General features: G+C 52.6%; 15 protein-coding genes. 11 read left to right on the top strand and 4 right to left on the bottom strand.

All coding sequences use genetic code 11. The features are described 5' to 3' along the window. Positions 1-5: 5 nt before the first annotated feature. A complete protein-coding gene (locus JRG72_08310) occupies positions 6-488 on the bottom strand; it encodes a universal stress protein (protein ID MBW2135219.1) in 483 nt (160 codons plus the stop codon). 176 nt (positions 489-664) lie between these two features. On the opposite strand from JRG72_08310, the gene JRG72_08305 reads away from it, so the two are divergent. The 8 genes from JRG72_08305 (at position 665) to JRG72_08270 (ending at position 8,641) form a co-directional block, all read left to right on the top strand. Continuing rightward, positions 665-1,744 carry a sensor domain-containing diguanylate cyclase gene (locus JRG72_08305; GenBank protein ID MBW2135218.1) on the top strand — a complete coding sequence of 360 codons (1,080 nt, stop codon included), beginning with the start codon at positions 665-667 and terminating at the stop codon, positions 1,742-1,744. Positions 1,745-1,796: 52 nt separating this feature from the next. Then, positions 1,797-2,798: a KpsF/GutQ family sugar-phosphate isomerase gene (locus JRG72_08300; protein ID MBW2135217.1), complete on the top strand. Its 1,002-nt coding sequence runs from the start codon at positions 1,797-1,799 to the stop codon at positions 2,796-2,798. Between the two features lie 183 nt (positions 2,799-2,981). After that, positions 2,982-3,794, top strand: coding sequence for a GNAT family N-acetyltransferase (locus tag JRG72_08295; GenBank protein ID MBW2135216.1), 813 nt, complete (start codon positions 2,982-2,984; stop codon positions 3,792-3,794). A 44-nt stretch (positions 3,795-3,838) separates the two neighbouring features. Next, on the top strand, positions 3,839-4,993 hold the full coding sequence (locus JRG72_08290; GenBank protein MBW2135215.1) for a hypothetical protein: 1,155 nt from the start codon (positions 3,839-3,841) through the stop codon (positions 4,991-4,993). A gap of 109 nt (positions 4,994-5,102) precedes the next feature. Further along, positions 5,103-5,426: a hypothetical protein gene (locus JRG72_08285; GenBank protein ID MBW2135214.1), complete on the top strand. Its 324-nt coding sequence runs from the start codon at positions 5,103-5,105 to the stop codon at positions 5,424-5,426. 70 nt (positions 5,427-5,496) lie between these two features. Then, positions 5,497-6,600, top strand: coding sequence for an AAA family ATPase (locus JRG72_08280; protein MBW2135213.1), 1,104 nt, complete (start codon positions 5,497-5,499; stop codon positions 6,598-6,600). Next, on the top strand, positions 6,597-7,394 hold the full coding sequence (locus tag JRG72_08275) for a hypothetical protein (protein ID MBW2135212.1): 798 nt from the start codon (positions 6,597-6,599) through the stop codon (positions 7,392-7,394). Before JRG72_08280 ends, JRG72_08275 begins: the two co-directional genes overlap by 4 nt. Then, the gene (locus JRG72_08270; protein MBW2135211.1) at positions 7,394-8,641 is read left to right on the top strand and encodes a ThiF family adenylyltransferase; all 1,248 of its coding nucleotides are present in this window, start codon (positions 7,394-7,396) and stop codon (positions 8,639-8,641) included. The genes JRG72_08275 and JRG72_08270 overlap by 1 nt, the downstream gene beginning before the upstream one ends. A gap of 263 nt (positions 8,642-8,904) precedes the next feature. On the opposite strand, the gene JRG72_08265 is transcribed toward JRG72_08270, so the two are convergent. Next, the gene (locus JRG72_08265; GenBank protein MBW2135210.1) at positions 8,905-9,357 is read right to left on the bottom strand and encodes a cache domain-containing protein; all 453 of its coding nucleotides are present in this window, start codon (positions 9,355-9,357) and stop codon (positions 8,905-8,907) included. Between the two features lie 759 nt (positions 9,358-10,116). On the opposite strand from JRG72_08265, the gene fdhF reads away from it, so the two are divergent. The 3 genes from fdhF to JRG72_08250 all read left to right on the top strand — a co-directional run bounded on the left by fdhF (position 10,117) and on the right by JRG72_08250 (position 17,800). Further along, positions 10,117-12,810 (top strand): formate dehydrogenase subunit alpha, encoded by a 2,694-nt coding sequence (gene fdhF, locus JRG72_08260; GenBank protein ID MBW2135209.1) that lies wholly within the window; start codon positions 10,117-10,119, stop codon positions 12,808-12,810. A gap of 68 nt (positions 12,811-12,878) precedes the next feature. Then, positions 12,879-14,729 (top strand): NADH-quinone oxidoreductase subunit NuoF, encoded by a 1,851-nt coding sequence (gene nuoF, locus JRG72_08255; GenBank protein ID MBW2135208.1) that lies wholly within the window; start codon positions 12,879-12,881, stop codon positions 14,727-14,729. A gap of 290 nt (positions 14,730-15,019) precedes the next feature. Continuing rightward, positions 15,020-17,800 (top strand): UPF0182 family protein, encoded by a 2,781-nt coding sequence (locus JRG72_08250; protein MBW2135207.1) that lies wholly within the window; start codon positions 15,020-15,022, stop codon positions 17,798-17,800. A 100-nt stretch (positions 17,801-17,900) separates the two neighbouring features. Here JRG72_08250 and JRG72_08245 read toward each other — a convergent pair whose 3' ends face one another. Then, positions 17,901-18,341, bottom strand: coding sequence for a flagellar assembly protein FliW (locus tag JRG72_08245; protein ID MBW2135206.1), 441 nt, complete (start codon positions 18,339-18,341; stop codon positions 17,901-17,903). A gap of 26 nt (positions 18,342-18,367) precedes the next feature. Continuing rightward, positions 18,368-18,601: a carbon storage regulator CsrA gene (csrA, locus tag JRG72_08240; protein MBW2135205.1), complete on the bottom strand. Its 234-nt coding sequence runs from the start codon at positions 18,599-18,601 to the stop codon at positions 18,368-18,370. Positions 18,602-19,347: the final 746 nt, after the last annotated feature.

Genomic DNA, 19,347 nt, shown 5'->3' with positions numbered 1-19,347 from the left:
TGGTTTCAGTCCACGATAATGACAGCAATGCCTTTGGCGCGGTGCACCACCTTGCTGGAAACACTGCCCAACAACACTTTTTGAGCTCCGGTTAAACCCCGGCGGCCCATGACGATGGTCGAATAACCTTCGGCATCGGCCTCGGCCAGGATATCTTCGGCCACGTCGAAGTACTTGGGCATGAACTTGGTGCTGATGGCCTCAGGGGTCATGCCGCCCTGAATCAATCTATCCCGGGCCTGGGCAAACAGGCCCTGCCATTTTTTTTCCTGTTCGCTTTGCCAATTAGCAATCAGATTCTGACGGGCCTGGCGTTCTTTATTGTCTAAGATATGGCCATCATCCCAAAAGGCCGGGGGAGTACCGGCAAGAATATGGAGCAATCTGACCTCTACACCAGGAGTCTGGCCAAAAGTATTGGCCACATATTCTACCGCGCGATGAGACGCTTCCGAGCCATCAAGAGGAATTAACAGCTTCGCCGGCATTTTGTCCTCCTATTTAGACTTGCTAATCGCAGTTTATCCGGATACCCGGTTAAGGTCAATTAATAACTGAACCCTAACAATAATTTTCTCCGTGCCTCGGCATCCTGGGTCATTCCTAAATTCACTTGCAATTTTTACCACTTCAGGTAAAATTCAGCAAGACTTGGGAGGCATCCATGGTCAGGAGTAAAGAGTTGTTAGATTCTTTTACGGACAAAAACCAAGTAGAGCGACTGCTGACCTGTATTGAGATTTCCAAGACTCTGGTCAGCACCTTTGATATGGAAACCCTGCTGACCGCGGTGTTGGAGCGGATCAATGCCCTGGTCCCGGCCAGCAATTGGTCCCTCTTGCTGATTGATCCCCAAGGCCAGGAACTCTATTTTTCGGTGGCTGTGGGCCTTGATCTGGAAAAAGTTCGCCATCTCCGGCTTAAAATCGGGGAAGGCATTGCCGGCACAGTAGCCCAGACGGGTGAACCGATTTTTATCAGGAACGCCCGCCAGGATAAACGCTTCTGCCCCAAGGTCGATGAACTCACCGGCTTTGCAACCCGCTCTATCATCTGTTTGCCGCTCATCATCCGGGGACAGGCGATCGGGGTGATTGAGGTGGTCAACCTGGACAACGAAAACTTCTTCCGCAAAAAATATCTCCCCCTGTTAGCCATCCTGACCGACTACGTCGCCATTGCGGTAGATAATGTCCGTAATTTTCAAAAGCTTCAGGTGGAAGCCTTCATCGATGATGTCACCGGCTACTTCAATACCCGCTACCTCACCTGGCACCTGGATAAACTGGTCTGCCAGGTCCTTAGCGATAACTCTGAACTCTCGGTAGTATTTCTGGATATCGACGACTTTAAAAAGGTGGTGGACCGTTATGGGCATCTCCAGGGAAGCAAGGTCCTTAAAGAAATTGCCAGGGTTATTGGCTCCTTATTGTCCCCCAGCGACAGTCTGATCCGCTACGGGGGGGACGAATTCATCATTCTGCTGCCGGGCCAGAGCAAGGAGAGGGCCTATGACTTTGTGTGCCAATTACGGGAAACGCTTAATCAGAGCCGTTTCCTTCCTGAGGAAGGCTTAAATCTGGCTCTTACTGCCAGTTATGGAATTGCTACCTTGCCATATGACGCTACCGATAAGCAGACCCTATTACTGTTAGCCGATCAGGCCATGTATTCCAGTAAAGACCGGGGTAAAGACACCATTATGCTCGGAGAGCCGGCAACCGGCCCTGACAAGGCGGATTAATAGTTATCTTTGCGAAGAATGTTGGTTTTGGTTCACTGACCACTGCTTTTACATGGTACTGCCCAAGCAACGGAAAACCGATGGTCTGCTGCAGCTAGCCCGGGAAGTTCTAACCATTGAGGCAGAGGGCATCTCCGGCCTGATCCAGAAGCTCGATCACCAATTCATCCGGGCCGTGGAGGTGATCCTTAAAGCTAAGGGGCGGTTAATAGTGACCGGTATAGGAAAGTCCGGGATCGTGGCCCGGAAGTTGGTAGCCACCTTTAATTCAACCGGCACTCCGGCTCTGTTTTTACACCCGGTGGAAGCCATGCACGGCGATCTGGGAATGGTATCGGCCCAAGATGTGGTTCTGGCTTTGTCAAACAGCGGTGAGACCAATGAATTGACCATCCTGCTCCCTAGTATTGAGCGTCTGGGGGTCCCTCTAATCGCCCTGACCGGACGGCGGCACTCAACCCTGGCCCAACACAGTGCGGTGGTCATCGATGTCGGCGTTCCCCGGGAGGCCTGTCCGCTGGGGTTGGCGCCCACTGCCAGCACCACCGCGGCGCTGGCCATGGGCGATGCCCTGGCCGTGGCTCTGCTCACCCAGCGCGGTTTCAAATCCAGCGATTTCCGTCGCTTCCATCCCGGCGGCAGCCTGGGGGCGCGCCTGTCCCTGGCCATTTCCGAGGTAATGCTCAGTGGCGACCGCCTGCCCTTGAGTCGCCCCGGACAGTCCCTGCGGGAAGCCATTGTCGAAATGGATAAAAAACGCCTTGGCTCCACCCTGGTAGTGGACGATCAGCAGATTCTGCAAGGAATTATTACGGACGGGGATCTACGTCGGGCCTTGAAAAAATTTAGTAATCTATTAGATAAAAAGGTTCAGGAGATCATGACGCCATCCCCCCAGACCATCAGCCCCGAGGCCTTGGCCTCGCAGGCCCTGGAACTGATGGAACACCAGGCCATTACGGTTTTGCCGGTGGTAGACCAACAACTGCGGGTGGTGGGTATCATCCATTTGCATGATCTGCTGGGGCGGGGAGAGTTTAAATTCACTAACTGAAGCAGTAAACTAAATACAGTTTTCCCAGTAGCTTTAAGGAAACTAGATAGGATATCTTAAACAGAGGCGAAGCAGTTTTGAAAGGGAGATATTATTTAGGTTTAGAAAAATGGCTTTGGGGCCAGGCGGTCTTGGGTCCCCCGGCCCGGAGCAAAATTAGCTTTATAATTAAGAGGCCAAAATATGACCGAAATAGAATCAAAGAAAGCTGAGCAACCGGCTGAACGGGCACAGCCGCAATCATTGGTGATCGAAATCATGCCGGGACAGGCCGGAGAAGGGTTAATCGAGATTTTCGAGCCCGGCAGTTACGAGGGTAAACCGCTCCGGAAGCTGTGTGAAGAAACCTTAAGTAAAACCAATTGGAGCATCGAAGAACAACAAGTCCTTGAAGACATTAAAAGACAGTTGGCCGGTGGCAAGTTGCTCTGCAGAGGTCGAGAGGTTGACGGCAAGGCTAGAGATTATGCCGAAGTGCAGGAAACTGAAGTCGGAGAACAATATCTCTACGTGCCGGTGCGGGCCATCAAACCTCAAGAAGGAGGTAGACCTTATCGCAATTACAGTAATTACATCCGCATGGCTACGGAGAGCGATCTGGATAAAGTCCTGGAAATCGATCGGCTATCCTTCCTGGACTTCTGGGAATACCATAATTTTCGCCAGGCCCTGAACCACTTATTTTATATATTTGAAACAACAGAAATTTTAGGCTACCTGATCGGCTGTATCTGTGAACTAGGCCACCGAGCGGTGATCTTGAGGATCGCAGTGCATCCCGAGCATCGAGGGAAGGGCATCGCGACGGCGTTAATTGAAAACTGTATCGCTAACTTCAAGCAAAAAAAGGTTAAATATGTAGAATTAGACGTTGAGCTGGTTAAGATCGGCGCAGTAAAACTCTATGAGCGCCTGGGCTTTCAAATTATGAAGGTGCTTTCCCTCGATCATGAAAATAATGATAGTTTCTATATGATGAGGTTAACTTTAAACTAGCCTTAAACTATGATTATTGTCTGCCATTACTGGAGCAGTCAGTAATGCAACAGTTGCTGGAATCAAATCTTGAGATTGTCATAGAAGGCGGCTTTATCTATCTACCACTACTGTTTGATCCGGAAATAGCTTGCGAAGTTCAGAACTCGGATGGTCAGTTCACGCCACCCCCTGGTAGCCCCCTAATTGCCAGGGCGGGAAAGCTGTTTGTCAAAACCTTGAGTTTGGCCTCCCTGGTGGAAAACTACGAAAAAATCCACCCCACCTCCTATCAGCAACTGCGGCGGGCCGGTTTACAGAAATTTGGCCATGATCCGGAGATCAATGATCTACCTATCGATAGTCAGGTCAGAACCATAATTTTCGAGGTAATGCCCCACTTTTTGAGAAGAAAAGCCGGTTTAAAGAGAATACCACTTACCGAAACAGAAATAATGGATTTGCTGCGGGAGAAGCTGGAAATCTCCAAAATCGATGACCAAAAGGTAGATAAGCTGCTGGATTTAGAATTACTGCAAAATTTAGTGACAAGGCTTGAAGCCACTGCGGCAACCAGACCCGAACCTTTAGAAGGTTTGATGTTGGCCCCACAGTTGTACGAGTGGTTTCGCCTGGCTTTGGAAAAATATATAATTGATCAGGAAAGAGATCGTCTCCGACAGGCGCTGGCGGAACGACAACAGCTGGTCCGGACCCAAAGTACTTATCTCCCAATTCTCCTCGCCCTAGCCCGGCAAGGTTCATTAGAGGTGGATGGCTTCGGGTTTTTTAAAACCGGCTTCAGCAACGAATACATCATCTATAAACACATCGGCGAATATGTCCTCAAAGATTACTATGGTCGCTTTTATCTATTCCCCGACTGTCGGGTGGCGGTTTCCACTCTGGCCGGTCTACAGCCCCTGGTGCTGGAAAGATATAAACACCCCTTCCTGTTCGGCTACGCTTCCTGGCAGAAAATCTGCACCGGCGATTACGAGACAACCAAAAACTTTACTGCCGAAAATGTCATCCAGGCCCTGGAGGAAGGCATTAACGCCCTGTATTATGGTTACAACAGTCGCCGCCGCAACGGTTATCACAGTCTGGATCGCATAACTCAGCATGTTCGGACCGTCGATTTCGATGATTACCGGATTTCCGCCGATCATCCCAAAATTGTCTCCGGGCAGGTCGAGGTAAAAAACAGATACACCTGATATGGCCCTATTGCAGCAAATAAGAGGGGAAAGGGCGCAGAGAAAAAACAAACCGCCTTTTCAATGCAGCCTTTTTACCAGAATATGCACTTTAGTAAAGGCCTATGGCTTGGGGAACAGCTTTGTCGCCCTCCTCGATCAGCCCTTAGAGCAGTGGCCGGTGGAAATCTTTGCACACGAGCCGGTGCCAAACAAAGCTTTTTTCCAACCTCCGCTGTTTGCTCTGGGTACTGCCCCGGAATATCAAGTGACCATGGCAATTATCGCGGCAGTCAACAATCCTTACCTGCAGTTCGTGCACTCCCCAGCCGAGATTCTGCTGTGTGGACCGCTGTTTAAATTAAATCCGGCTCTTAACCCGGAACTACTGGGCCGCTTCCATTTTCTCACCCTGTGGCAGCGGAAGCGACTCCGGGGACCAGGCCGAGCCTAACGCCAGAAAAGGCCGGTCATCCCGGATAAACGAATATTTAACACAAAGCTAAAACAATATTTGGTGAACTATGTTTGATAGATTATCAGAGGAAAGCCGGCGGCGGATCAAAGAGAAAATTGAGCAACAACGAGAAGCTCAAACTCTCGAGGCCATTCAACAGGTCGTCGAATTTGATAAAACCCCGGCTGATTTTAAGGCGCATTTAGATCGGTTTGTGATCGGCCAGGAAAAAGGCAAGAAGATTATCGCCACCGCCATTGCCTTCCACTATAAACGCTTAGGCAACGCCCTCAAAGAGATGTTGGCCGAAGACGGCGGTGACATCGGCGCCGCCCTGCGCCACACCCGAACTCCCAAGGCCAACCTGTTAATGATCGGGCCCACCGGCTGCGGCAAAACTTACACCTGCGAAACCGCCTCGGGACTGGTGGGGGTTCCCTTTGTGGTCGAAGATTTAACCAAATTCAGTGAAACCGGCTATGTCGGACAGAACACCAGCGATATCCTGGCCGACCTACTGGTCGCCGCCGCCGGCAACCCTCATTTGGCCCAGATGGGCATAGTCTATCTCGATGAGGTTGACAAAATCGCCACTGAGAACGTGGCCTACCGGGATGTATCGGGCCGCGGCGTTCAGAAAGGCCTCTTAAAGCTGGTGGAGGGAGTGGAAAATACCATTGAGATGGGCAAGGAAAGAATCACCCTGTCCACCAAACACGTGCTTTTCATTGCCGGCGGGGTTTACGAGAAGCTCGACGCCATTGTCGAAAAACGGATGGAGCGCCATGGCTTCGGCGGCAATTGGCAGGATCATCTCCTGACCGAGGACCTGGTAGTATTTGGCATGGAACGACAACTCATGGGCCGCTTTCCGGTGAGAATTGTCTATGACTTATTAACCACGCAAGAACTCCAGGAAATCATGATTAGAAGCGAAGACAGTCCGCTGCGCGCCTATATCAACGACCTCAAGGCCTGGGGCATCGAGCTGACCTTTGTCGACGATGCCTTGAAGGTGATCGCCCAGCGGGCCAAACAAGAACGCACCGGGGCTCGCGGCCTGATCAGTATCATCCACCGGGTGTTATTTGAGGATATGTTCCGGCTGCCCGGCAGCCATACTGGCAAGCTGGTAGTGGATGAGCGATATGTCAGGATGAAATTAAATTGAGATTTAAAAGCCTGTCACAACTGCAACGCCCAGTGGCGCAAGAGATCATCCTGGACTCCTTGCCCCAGGAAATTCCTATGACCTCTTACGCCCGCTCCAAGGCCTTTAAGATCAACGAATTGGTGGGAGCCATCCACCACAGCAGTTATGAATGGTACGGCTATACCCTGGCCCGGCGGGATAACCCGGAGCTCATTATCGATATCGGCTTGCCCAAAAATGAACAGAATGTCTTGGAGTACACCAGCATCGACCCGGAGAAAATCGCCGCTTTTCAGGAAACCCTGGCCGCCGACCGCTTTATCAACGGCTGGATTCACTCGCATGGCGAACTCGAGTTCCATGCTTTCTCCGCCATTGATGAGCAGAATCACCTCACTGTGCTCGATTATGTCACCGCCCTCTCTAAGAAGCCCATCGCCAAGAAAGAAATTTTGATCAAGGACTTGACCCTGTTGGTGGCCGACCGGTTCGCCGAGCCCGATTTAGCCCAAGGCAGCGTCTCGCTGATTACTGATGTCCCGGTGGCCCAAGCCCGGATCCTGGAAACCATTTACGGTGGGTTCAGTTACGGCATCGTCATCGGCGACGAGGGCTGGCATCAGCAGCAGATCTATTACAAGCGGCGGGCCATCCTCTCGGGCCAGACCACGGTGAGCCACCAAAACGCCGAGATCGTCCTGGTGGACAATGGCCAGTCCCTGACGCCGGTTGAACTGGCCGCTTTGGCCGGGGAAGTCAAGGAAAAAATCAATCCCATCACCTATAAGCTGGAAAAGCTGGAAATATTGTAATGCGGCCGACGTCGGTAAGACTGGATCGACAACTGCGCATCCCGGGTTGGAATCAAGCGGTACTTGCGGCGGCCCGGATCGGCGTGGTCGGCGACGATGATCGCCTGGCCTCGCTGTACGTGATGTCGGCCGCGGCCCTGGGGCTGAATCAACTAGTAGTCATCGCCCCCCGTCTGGAGCCGCACCTGATCGACATTGGGCGCCAAGTCAATCCTGACCTGCGCCTGGTCCATCTGCCCGGATACTTCACCCACCCGGTGCTGGAGGACCTATTTACTGGTTGCCAGGTGCTGGTGGATCTCAGTCAGTACGGGTTGGCCAACAAATTATTGCTGGCTCAAGACGGCCGCGCCCCCCGGCCGGTGATCCGCGGCTTCCCTTACCAGCAGGCTGATCAGCAAGGCTTCAAGGTCTTTACTTATCTGAAGGGGCGGGAATGGCAGGAACTGGAGCAGTTGCTGTCCCCCCGCAACCTGCCCGCCGCGCCTTTTGATGACGACGTGCTAAACATCATCATTGCCGGGCTGGCCTTGGAAGAGACCAAGAATATCCTCATGGGGCAGCCGGTATCGCCAGAGGTGATTGCCTATGCGCGACCGCCACTGCCGCTCCCGCGCTGCCATCCCCCCCTCTGTGTGGTGGGGGCCGGGGCTTTAGGCAATTTTATCGGCTTGGGGCTGGCCTTGCTGGGCGCGACGAACCTCACCTTTATGGATGCGGATGTGGTGGAGATGACCAATCTAAACCGCCAGGTGTTTCTCTCCCAGGGCCTGGGGAAAAACAAGGCCCAAGCTCTGTCGGCCCGCCTGAACCGGTTGTTCGGCCTCAATAGCCGGTTCCTCCCGGTCGCCTTAGACCAGGAAACCGATATCTCCCCGTACCAGATAATTTTTGACGGGGTCGATAATTTTGAGACTAGGATCATTCTGAGTGAATTATGTAAAGCTCACCAGAAAATCCTGATCAGCGGCGGCAGCGATGTCGCCGCCGGTCAGGTGGTGGTTTATGATCCGGCCCGCCATACCCGGACCCCGGCGGAACTGCTGGGGTTGGCGGAGATCGTGCGCCAGCGCCGGACGGCCCCCCACTCGCACCCCCGGGCCTCTTGCCAGTACCGTCCCGATCCCGCGGTAATCATGACCAACCAGATCATCGCCGGCTTTATGGTGGAGGCCTACCGCCGGGTGCTGGGCCAGCAGGAGCCAGACAATATATTTTACGACGCCAGCCGCGACCAGCGGCTCTGAGGGGAAAGGGAAATCTGGACCCCTTTGGGCACCAGGCTTACCAAAGTAAAAAAGGGGGCGAGGGGCGGTGGGTAAACCGCCCCTACCGGGTTTGGTGGGCACAATACCGAGGACTTCTCTGGCCTGCTAATTTGCCAGAGCTGGGGAGAGGGAGAGGGAATATTTTCTCCGGGCCACCACGGAGGCCGGTTAAATTGGGTTCGGGTCTTAAAAGTGGCCAAACCGGCTCTGTTCCGGTCGGCCACCACAGTTTTGACAATTGCTTATTTCTTATAGGCCCCGCTGCAAATAATTACATCATCGACCATTTCAAAATAAACGGTTTTCGGTTCCACCTTTTTGGTCTGGGGGTGGGCCCACTTGTAGTCCACCCAACCGCTACCTTTGGCCTTGGCGGTCTCGACGATCTCTTTGGCAAAGATCTTGCCGTCAGCATCTTTAACGGTGAGAAAATCTGTGCCTATCAATTTCGGATTGATATGGGCGATCATCTTACCGTTGGCATCCAAGACATAGATATATAGGTCGTCTTTGACAAAATCGCCTTTGGGATCCTTGAATGCCGCCAGCGCCTTATCTTTTCCCTGGGCTTTGTAAAAGGCAACCGCCTTTACTACCCAGTCTTTGGCATCGTCGGGGGTGGCTTGGGCAAAAGCCAAACTGGCGCAAAAGACAAAACCGATCAAGGTTGCCAACAGTATTAACTTCCTGTTCATTTGTCCCTCCTTGGTTACTGTTCCTTTACATTTCTTCCAACCCTCCATCGCCGCGCAAATCTCTGCCTTCGACTGGATTGCCGCCAGATATCACCTCCCAACTTGTAGTGCTTTGATTTTGGAGTAGTTTGCCATAAAATTCATTTATTTGTCAAGCTTTTTAAATACAGCTGTTATTATATTTTGTGGTTTACAAGTCTTTTTCCTAACCGGTTGAGCCTTATTAATGATCTTTTCAAGGCAACCTATCGATACCTATGGCAAAATCGACAAAAAAGTAAGAGTCGCAACTTCCCACCCGCCTAATCCGGGGGTGCCCTATATGATCATTCCTGATTAAGCTCTTCTTTGATTTTCGTTTTTTTGCCGTTTTATTTAAATGGCTCTAAACCCAGGGTTAACCACCCATAGCAAATGGAGTGGGACCTTCGATGGCCAATTCAACTCCAAGTATAAATGGACAAACCGTAGAATTTGCGCCGGGCCAGACCATCCTGGAGGATGCTTGGGGGTCTGCGCCGTCCAGATCGGAAAAGCTTGGTTTCCCTCCAACATCTTCCTGGTAATCAACCCATCTAAGCCAAATCCTTTCCAGATTTCCAATTTTTTTATATAGGCTTCCCGTTTATGCCATAAAAGACATAAAATATTGAGACATTTATGTGTTGACTTTCACATATTGCCTTATATAAGATGCATAAAGGATTAATAGCCTCAGATAGTGTTATTCGCCCACCTTGAGATGGAGGTTCAAGAGGCATGGCCAATTCAACTCTAAGTATAAATGGACAAACCGTAGAATTCACGCCGGGCCAGACCATCCTGGAGGCGGCCCGGGGGGCGGGAATTGACATCCCCACCCTGTGTTACCTGAAAGGCACCACCCCCACCGGCTCCTGCCGGGTCTGCGTAGTCGAAGTCGAGGGGGCCCGCACCCTGCTGCCGGCGTGCTCCACCCAGGCCGCCGCCAACATGGTGGTTCAGACCGAGTCGGAACGGGTGGTCGCGGCCCGCAAGATGGTCATCGAACTGCTGCTGGCCTCCGGCAATCATAACTGCCTGATCTGTGAAGCCAATGGGGAATGCGAATTGCAGGCCTTGGCCTATCGCTACCAGGTGCCGACCCCCAGCTTTGCCAACCCCCCCGACACGGCGTATTATTATGAAGACAATAATAGTATGATCGTGCGGGATTTTTCCAAGTGCGTTATGTGCGGCCGTTGCGTGCGGGCCTGTTGCGAGCGCCAGGTCAATCTGGCCATCGACATCGGCTACCGCGGCTCGCACAACAAGATCGTCGCCCGCGGAGATTATCCTTATATCGACGCCGATTGCGTCTTTTGCGGGGAGTGCGTGCAGGCCTGTCCGGTAGGGGCCTTGCTGGACAAGGCGGCCCGCTTTCAGGGGCGGCCCTGGGAGCGTACTAAGGTCCGGTCCACCTGCCCTTATTGCGGGGTAGGCTGCCAGATCGACCTGCAGGTCAAGGACGGTCGCATAGTCAAGGTGACTGGCGCTGATGAGGTTCCCAACGAGGGCCGGCTGTGCGTCAAAGGCCGCTTTGGCTGGGGCTTTGTGCACCATCCCGACCGCCTCACCACGCCGTTGATCAAAGAGAACGGTAGCTTCCGGGAGGCCAGTTGGGATGAGGCCCTGGACCGGGTGGCCCAACGCCTCAAGAAAATCAAGGAAAAAGACGGGGCCGACAAGATCGGCGGCTGGTGTTCGGCCCGGGTCACCAACGAAGAAAACTACCTGTTTCAGAAATTCATGCGGGCGGTGATCGGCACCAACCACGTCGATCACTGCGCCCGTCTCTGACACAGCTCCACGGTGGCCGGTCTGGCCGCCGCCTTTGGCTCCGGAGCCATGACCAACTCCATTGCTGAGCTGGAAGACACCGACTGTATCCTGGTGATCGGCTCCAACACCACAGAGAATCATCCGGTGATCGCCGCCCGCATCAAACGGGCAGCCCGCCTGAAGCATAAAACCTTGATCGTCATTGATCCGCGGCGCATCGACTTGGTACGGCATGCCAATATCTGGGTACGCCACCGCCCCGGCACCGATATCGCGGTGATCAATGGCCTGATGAATATCATCATTCAAGAAAATCTCCACGCCAAGGACTACATTGCCGCCCGCACCGAGGGCTTTGAGGCCCTGCAAGCCACGGTGGCCAAATACACCCCGGAATATGTCGAACAGATCAGCGGCGTCCCCGCCGACCAGTTGCGCCGGGTAGCGCGGCTTTATGCCACTGCCCCGGCCGCAGCCATCGTCTATACCATGGGCATCACCCAGCACACCGTCGGCACCGACAACGTCAAATCCCTGGCCAATCTGGCCATGCTCTGCGGCAATGTCGGTATTGAAGGCGGCGGCGTCAATCCGCTGCGGGGCCAGAACAATGTCCAGGGGGCCTGCGACATGGGCGGCCTGCCCAATGTCTTCTCCGGCTACCAGGCGGTCACCGACCCGGCCAACCGGAAGAAGATGGAGGATGCTTGGGGGGTTACCGGCCTGCCGGATTATGTGGGGATGACCATGACCGACATGCTGCCCGCCATACCCGAAGGCAAGCTCAAAGCCCTGTATATCATGGGGGAGAACCCGGTAATTTCCGATCCCGACTCCGACCATGCGGTCGCGGCTTTAAAGAAACTGGATTTTCTGGTGGTGCAGGACATCTTTCTGACCGAGACCGCGCAGTTGGCCGATGTGGTGTTGCCGGCGGCCTCGTTTGCCGAAAAAGAGGGCACTTTTAGCAATACCGAGCGCCGGGTGGCCCTGATCCGCCGGGCGGTTCCCCTGGTGGGCCAGTCGCGTCCGGATTGGCAGATTATCTGCGACCTGTCCCGGCGGCTGGGGTATGACATGGACTATGCCAATGCCGAGGCCATCTTTAACGAGCTGCGCCAGGTGACCCCCTCCTATGCCGGCATCACCTATGCCCGCCTGGAAACCGAGGGCGGCCTGCAATGGCCCTGCCCCACCACCGATCATCCCGGCACCAAATATCTCCATAAGGATAAATTCGCCCGCGGCCTCGGCCAGTTCTTTGCCATTGAGCATCGCGAACCGGCCGAGCTGCCTGATGCGGAATATCCTTTGACCCTGACCACCGGCCGGGTGCTGTACCAGTATCATACCGGCACCATGAGCCGGCGGGCCGCGGGCCTGGTGGAAAAGGCCCCGGAGTGTTTCGTGGAGCTGGCTGCGGAAGATGCCGCCCGCTATGGCATTGGCGAGGGCGACCGAGTCAAGGTGCGCTCCCGCCGCGGCGAAATCACCGCCAAAGCCCAGATCTCGGCCAAGGCCATTCCCGGCACCATCTTCGTGCCCTTCCACTATGGCGAGGCCGCGGCCAACAAACTCACCATCGCCGCCTTCGACCCCGTGGCCAAAATCCCGGAATACAAGGTCTGCGCCGTGCAGATTCAAAAAGGCTAACATTATTGGCCCCCAAGGGCGTGGCCCGGCCGCGCCCTTGCAGACCATAGACCATATGGAGGCAGAAAATGATCCACCATTCTCACAGTGCCAGTCAAACGGCAGTCGACATTAGCCCGGAGGTATGGAACAAGCTTGAGGCTATTATCGCCCGTTATCAGGATCAACCCGGGGCCTTAATGCCAGTCCTGCAAGAGGCCCAGAACCTTATAGGTTACCTGCCGGTGGCGGTCCAGGACCGCATCGCCGCTGGTCTAAATATTCCCGCTAGTGAAGTCTTTGGGACCATGAGTTTTTATTCCATGTATGCCTGGACCCCCAAAGGCAAATATATTATTCGGATGTGCGAATCCCCGCCCTGCCATGTCAACGGCTTTGAAAATATCCTTCAGGTGCTGAAGGAAGAGTTGGGCGTCGGGGTCGGGGAGACTACCACCGATGGCCTGTTTACTTTAGAACTGACGGCTTGCCTGGGAGTCTGCGAGGTGGCCCCGGCCATGCAGATCAACGAAGTGGTGTTCGGCAACCTGACCCGGGATAAGGTTAAGCAGGTGCTCAATGATTACCGGGGGGGCAAAGTGGTAGATTATAGGCAATTACCTTATACTACCAATGATTTTCGCAAGTACAAACAGAGTCCGCATGAACTGGTGGTGCTAAACAACGTTGGGGTTATCGATCCCATGAACCTTGAAGACTATCTGGCCAAAGGCGGCTATAGCGCGTTAAAGAAGGCGGTCACTACCATGACCCCGGAGGCAGTAGTCGAGGAGGTCAAAGCTTCGGGGCTGCGGGGCCGGGGCGGCGCCGGTTTCCCTTGTGGGATGAAATGGTCCTTTACCCGGCCGCTTACCGTTACCCCCAAATATATCATCTGCAACGCCGATGAAGGCGAGCCCGGCACCATCAAAGACCGCTACATCATGGAGGGCGACCCCCATAAGGTGCTGGAAGGCATGGCCATCGCGGGGTATGCGGTCGGCGCCAGTAAAGGTTTCATTTATGTGCGGGGTGAATATTATCTCTCCAAGTACCGGCTGCAAAATGCCATTGAGCAGGCGCGGGCCAAGGGATATCTGGGAGAAAAACTGTTTGGCACTGATTTCTCCTTTGATATCGAAGTCCGCTCCGGCTTTGGCTCTTATGTCTGTGGGGAGGAAACCGCGCTGATTGAATCGATTGAGGGCCATCGCGGTTATCCGCGGGCTAAACCGCCCTTCCCCGGTGTCGCTGGGCTGTGGCATAAACCTACTATTGTCAACAATGTCGAGACCCTGGCCAGTGTTCCGGCCATCATCAACCGGGGCGGCGAGTGGTATAAATCCTTGGGAACCGAGAATACCACCGGCACCAAGATTTATCAGATCATCGGCCACGTCAAGACCCCACAGATCGTTGAAGTCCCGGTGGGCATTACCTTGCGGGAATTAATCGACAAATATGGCGGCGGCCTGCGCGACGGCAGCAAGTTCAAGATGTGTCAGACCGGCGGCGCCTCCGCCGGGTTGGTGACGGCCGACGCCCTGGACCTGCCGATGGATCTGGCCTCGCTGGCTCAAGTCGGGGGCGCCCTGGGTTCAGGCACCATGTTGGTGATGGATGAAAGTGTCTGTGTGGTAGATTTTATCCGTTCGGTAGCGAAATTTTTCGCTCACGAATCCTGCGGCCAGTGCACTCCCTGCCGGGAAGGAACGCCCCGCATTTTAGAAACGGTGACCCGCATCTGCCAGGGCCAGGGCAAAGAAGATGATCTGGCCTTTCTAGAGCGCCTAGCGGCCACCATGGTAGACGCTTCGTTCTGCCCGCTGGGGCAGACCGCGCCCGGCCCCTTGATGAGCGCCTTAAAACTTTTCCGCCCGGAATTCGAGGAGCATATCAGGGAGAAAAAATGCCGGGCGGGGGTATGCCGGTTGGTCTGAAATTGGCACCATTGCCCCCGGCGACATTTCAGATTGATTGATAAACCAAGACTTAAAACAGGAGCGGCATGGGCAGGTAGAGATACTTGCCCATTTTGTTATGAATTTTCTAAACTTACAAAAAATGGTATGGAATTTTAAGATATTATACCGTTTTAGGTTTTCGATTTCCGGCTTTCTGGTAAGATATTAAATAACAGTGGTAGCTTATTATTGGGGTTGTTCGGCTTGGAAACCAAAAGGGATAAACCTGAAGCAGCTTAAGTCGATAAGTGTCGAGGACTTATAAGGTGAGGCGTTACCCGGATAACTGGAAAGACTACCGCGGGCTGCGGAAACTGCTTATTGGCCTGTTCATCGCCCTGGGACTGTTACTGTTCCTGTTGCTGTTTGCCGTGGATTTCCTGGTTAATTGGCTGTGGTTCGATTCTCTAGGATATCTTCGAGTCTATCTGATAACCCTGGGGGCGCAGAGCTTGGCGGCCGTGTTGGGAGGCGCCTTTTTCTTTCTATTGGCCATTTTAAACCTTTATCTGGCCCAACGCTTCTCCCCGCGCGGTCCTCGACCGCGGGGATCGTCTTTCAGCATATCACTCTCGGCTTTGGCAGGAATCCAGCAATCTTTAAAATACGCCTTGTGGGGAGGTCTGGGCCTTTTCACGTATGTGGCCGGAAGTCTGGCGGCACGGGAATGGCAAACCATCCTGATGTTCTGGAATGGCCAAAATTTTGGCGTTCAAGACCCGGTTTTCTATCAGGACGTTGCCTTTTATATTTTTAAATTGCCTTTTTATCGAGCCATTGCCGGGGACCTATTGCTGGCCGGAATTGCTGTCGTCTTGTTGGTGTTGATCAAATATGTCCAGAACCAGGCCATTTTTTATAGCCCCGACACCCATCATCTATATCTGGACCCCCGCGTCCAAAAGCATCTTTTGATCCTAGGGGGTATTTTGCTCCTGGTGTTTACCTGGCTGTTCTGGCTGAATCGCTACCAAGTGCTTTATCAGGATCATAGTATCTTCTTTGGAGCCGGATATGCCGAAGATAAAGGGGTCTTGACCATTTACCCGGTGGTCACCTTATTGGCCTTGATTACGGTGGGGCTGGTTTTTGCTAATCTATGGCGACCTGCCTATCGTCTCACCCTGAGCGGCCTGATTTCCACCGTGGTGGTGGCCATTCTGGGATTAAATCTCTATCCTGCCTTGCTTCAAAACTTTCTGGTAAAACCCAACGAGCTTCTCAAAGAAAACCCTTATATTCAGCACAACATAAAATACACCCGTCTGGCCTATGGTCTGGATCAGATCCAAGAAGTCAGCTATCCGGCCCGCGATACCTTGACCAGCGCAGATCTAGCCGCGGCCCAGGGGACCCTAAAAAACATCAAGGTCTGGGATAAACGGCCGATATTGAGCACCTACAAGCAACTTCAGGAAATCCGCCCCTATTATGAATTTCCTTTGGTAGCAGTAGATCGCTATCGGGTGGAGGGGGAACTCCGCCAGGTGATGCTGTCGCCGCGCGAGCTGGCCATCAGCCAACTGTCTCTGGAAGCCCGGACCTGGGTCAATGAGCGGTTAAAGTTTACCCATGGCTATGGGGTCTGTCTGAGCCCGGTGAATCAAGTTACTCCTACCGGCATGCCGGAATTCTGGCTAAAAGACCTGCCGCCGGTTGGTAAGGAAGAGTTCAAACTGGAGCGCCCAGAAATCTACTTTGGCACCCTGACTAAAGAATATGTCCTGGTCAATACCAAAACCGAAGAATTTGACTTCCCGGCGGGAGATGTAAACCGATATACCCATTATCAGGGTTCTGGGGGGGTCAAATTGGACAGCTTCTCCAGACGCTTGCTGATGGCGTTAAAATTTGGGGATTTGAAAATCATTCTCTCGAGCTATCTGGGAGCAGACACCCGCATTCTGATGCGGCGGACGGTAAACGAAATGGCACAGACGCTGGCGCCTTTTCTAAGCTTCGATGCCCAGCCCTATCCGGTAATTTCCCAGGGCCGCCTGTTCTGGTTTCTGGATGCTTACACCCAAACCTCTCGTTACCCTTATTCCTCTCCCTTTGCTGCCCAGCAGGGCAGGTTTAATTATCTCCGAAACAGTGTTAAAGTAGTGGTCGACGCCTATAATGGTCAGATCACATTTTACCTGATGGACCCGCAGGAACCCCTAACCGCCACCTGGCGTCAGATCTACCCCACACTCTTCCGGCCTTTTGAGGCCATGCCCGATCATCTGAAGAGCCATATCCGCTACCCAGTGGGCTTTTTCTATGTGCAGGCCGCCATCTTCCGCACCTACCACATGCAAGATCCACAGGTATTCTATAACCGGGAAGATCAATGGGATTTCCCTTCCGAAATCTATGAAGATCAGGAACAATTTCTTGAGCCCTATTATATGGTCATGCACCTGCCTCAGGAGTCCCAGGAGGAGTTTCTATTATTACTGCCTTATACTCCGGTTAGAAAGAAAAATATGGTGAGTTGGCTGGCAGCCAGGTGTGATCCACCAAATTATGGTCAGATGTTGATTTATACCTTCCCTAAAGACAAATTGATTTATGGCCCTATGCAAATTGAGGCCCGGATTAATCAGAATCCGGAAATCTCCCGTCTCATGACTCTTTGGGGTCAGAGAGGTTCTCGGGTGCTGCGCGGCGATCTACTGGCCCTCCCAATCAAAGATTCTCTACTTTATGTCGAGCCGCTTTTTTTGGTATCCAGCCAGTCCCAGATGCCGGAACTCAAAAAAGTAGTGGTGGTTAATGGACCACAGTTGGTATTTGGCGACACTTTGGCAGAAGCATTAAAAAAGGTCGGCACTAAATTGGCTACCCCTTCGTTACCTACCGAGGTCCAACCTTCGACCCTGTTGACCAGAGATCCGGCTCAGGCGCTCAGTCATTTACGCCAGGCCCAAAAATATCTAAAAACCGGCAATTGGAAAGGCTTTGGGGAAGAAATGCAAAGCTTGCAAGCAGTCTTAGAAGAACTTGGGGCCAAGCGCCCAGGGAAAGCTGCTCCCCCACCACCTGAGCCAGAGGGAGATTAAAATCCGCGGCGGGATCGGGATCAGCGGGGGCAACAATATAATCCTTCTACTCTCGATCGGAATCGGGCCGTTTGCGATGGCTTTCTTATCCCGTATCTGATTATCGCTTGATGATCCGGTACTGATGTGATAACCGGGGAATATCGAGGACGACCTGTTTGGCCTGTCGATTTTTGGTGTTGATTAACAAGGGTCCCAAAAGATTGGCCGTCATCTCCTGGGGACGCTGCCGGGGAATGGTAACGATAACAAAGACCTGCAGGTCATCAGCACTCTCTGCCCCGAGTTCTCTTAAATAACTATTTAATCGACCAATCCGGTAATCAGATACAATAGACCGGGGATCAATGATTACAAAAGCCAGTCCCGGGTTATCTAGGCATTGGAACCAGTGGAAGGGCGATTCCTTTTGGTGTTCTATCAGAATAAAACGCTGACAATCAGGGAATCCCAGTAATCCTTGAGGTACAGTAATGATCTGGTCCCGGGCCACATTGATAGTACCAAAATGGTTGGTCTCTACGGAGAATGCGTCTTCCATAAATTTCTGCTTATTGCCGGCAGAATTTACTTCTCTGACCTCCACAGATTGGTAACCTCATTTAGATCAATGCCTTCGACATCCGCAGCTTGAAGATTTTCTTCAATGATTTTCAGATAGATTTCCTCCCGGTGCACAACCACATTTGGGGGTGCTTCTATCCCTATCCGGACCTGTTTTCCCTTGATTTCCACCACCCTTATCCGGATATTATCTCCGATCCGGATGGTTTCTCCAATTTTTCTCGTAAAAATCAGCACGATGCCCTTCCTTGGCAACTGCCAGCATTTTCATCCTACCAAAATTAGAAAAATTCTACCAGACCAGAATTCCTCTTCCTTGATAGAAGAAAGCTGAGTTGTTTGAAAAGCAACCTGGTTAAGGTTAATTTTTGCATGGTAACCGACAGCTTGTAGCCCTCTACCTGGCTAACACTAGGTTCTAACCGGTCTGGTGAATTAGTTTGGGTTTCTGGTTGATAAGTTACCGGTTTTAAGCGAAATCCCTAAAACGCCTGCTCTATATCAGGGTTTCTCCCTTCGCAAACAATCTGTGGGCCAGATCATCCAGGATTATTGACCTGGGCGGCATCATGGTGGTCTCCTTCCCCCGCCGGGTCAGCTCTGAAACCCTGGGCCTCAAAACCTCAAAACGCCTCGATACCTCACATTTCCCTAAGCTTCTTATCGTCAATATCATGGTGTTACTTTAACACCTTAAAAATTATTTTAGGCCTGGCAAATTGACCAATCCCTGGACCGCCATAACATTGAACATTTCCAGATAGACCTGACCGATGCTTCTTAACCCTTCCAGACCTGGAAGGGCGTCGGTCAGGGCTGACCAGTTCCAGGGGTTGAACCGTTGTGGTTCCCATGAAGGCCGCTATAGCATAACCAGTAACCACACTAATCCTCACCAAAATGACCCTTTCGGGCCCTTTATATGCAACTTTAATGCCAAACTACTTAAATTTAATAACCTTGTTTCTAAATACTTATACCAA

Source organism: Deltaproteobacteria bacterium, assembly GCA_019309545.1.
Lineage (GTDB): Bacteria > Desulfobacterota > Desulfobaccia > Desulfobaccales > Desulfobaccaceae > Desulfobacca_B.
Note: the sequence above shows the minus strand (reverse complement) of the source record. Positions and strands in the feature narration are given on the sequence as shown.

Coding starts and splice junctions, on each gene's coding strand:
- JRG72_08310 (MBW2135219.1), bottom strand. CDS start 488: ATGCCGGCGAAGCTGTTAATTCCTCTTGATGGCTCGGAAGCGTCTCAT.
- JRG72_08305 (MBW2135218.1), top strand. CDS start 665: ATGGTCAGGAGTAAAGAGTTGTTAGATTCTTTTACGGACAAAAACCAA.
- JRG72_08300 (MBW2135217.1), top strand. CDS start 1,797: ATGGTACTGCCCAAGCAACGGAAAACCGATGGTCTGCTGCAGCTAGCC.
- JRG72_08295 (MBW2135216.1), top strand. CDS start 2,982: ATGACCGAAATAGAATCAAAGAAAGCTGAGCAACCGGCTGAACGGGCA.
- JRG72_08290 (MBW2135215.1), top strand. CDS start 3,839: ATGCAACAGTTGCTGGAATCAAATCTTGAGATTGTCATAGAAGGCGGC.
- JRG72_08280 (MBW2135213.1), top strand. CDS start 5,497: ATGTTTGATAGATTATCAGAGGAAAGCCGGCGGCGGATCAAAGAGAAA.
- JRG72_08270 (MBW2135211.1), top strand. CDS start 7,394: ATGCGGCCGACGTCGGTAAGACTGGATCGACAACTGCGCATCCCGGGT.
- JRG72_08265 (MBW2135210.1), bottom strand. CDS start 9,357: ATGAACAGGAAGTTAATACTGTTGGCAACCTTGATCGGTTTTGTCTTT.
- nuoF (MBW2135208.1), top strand. CDS start 12,879: ATGATCCACCATTCTCACAGTGCCAGTCAAACGGCAGTCGACATTAGC.
- JRG72_08245 (MBW2135206.1), bottom strand. CDS start 18,341: ATGGAAGACGCATTCTCCGTAGAGACCAACCATTTTGGTACTATCAAT.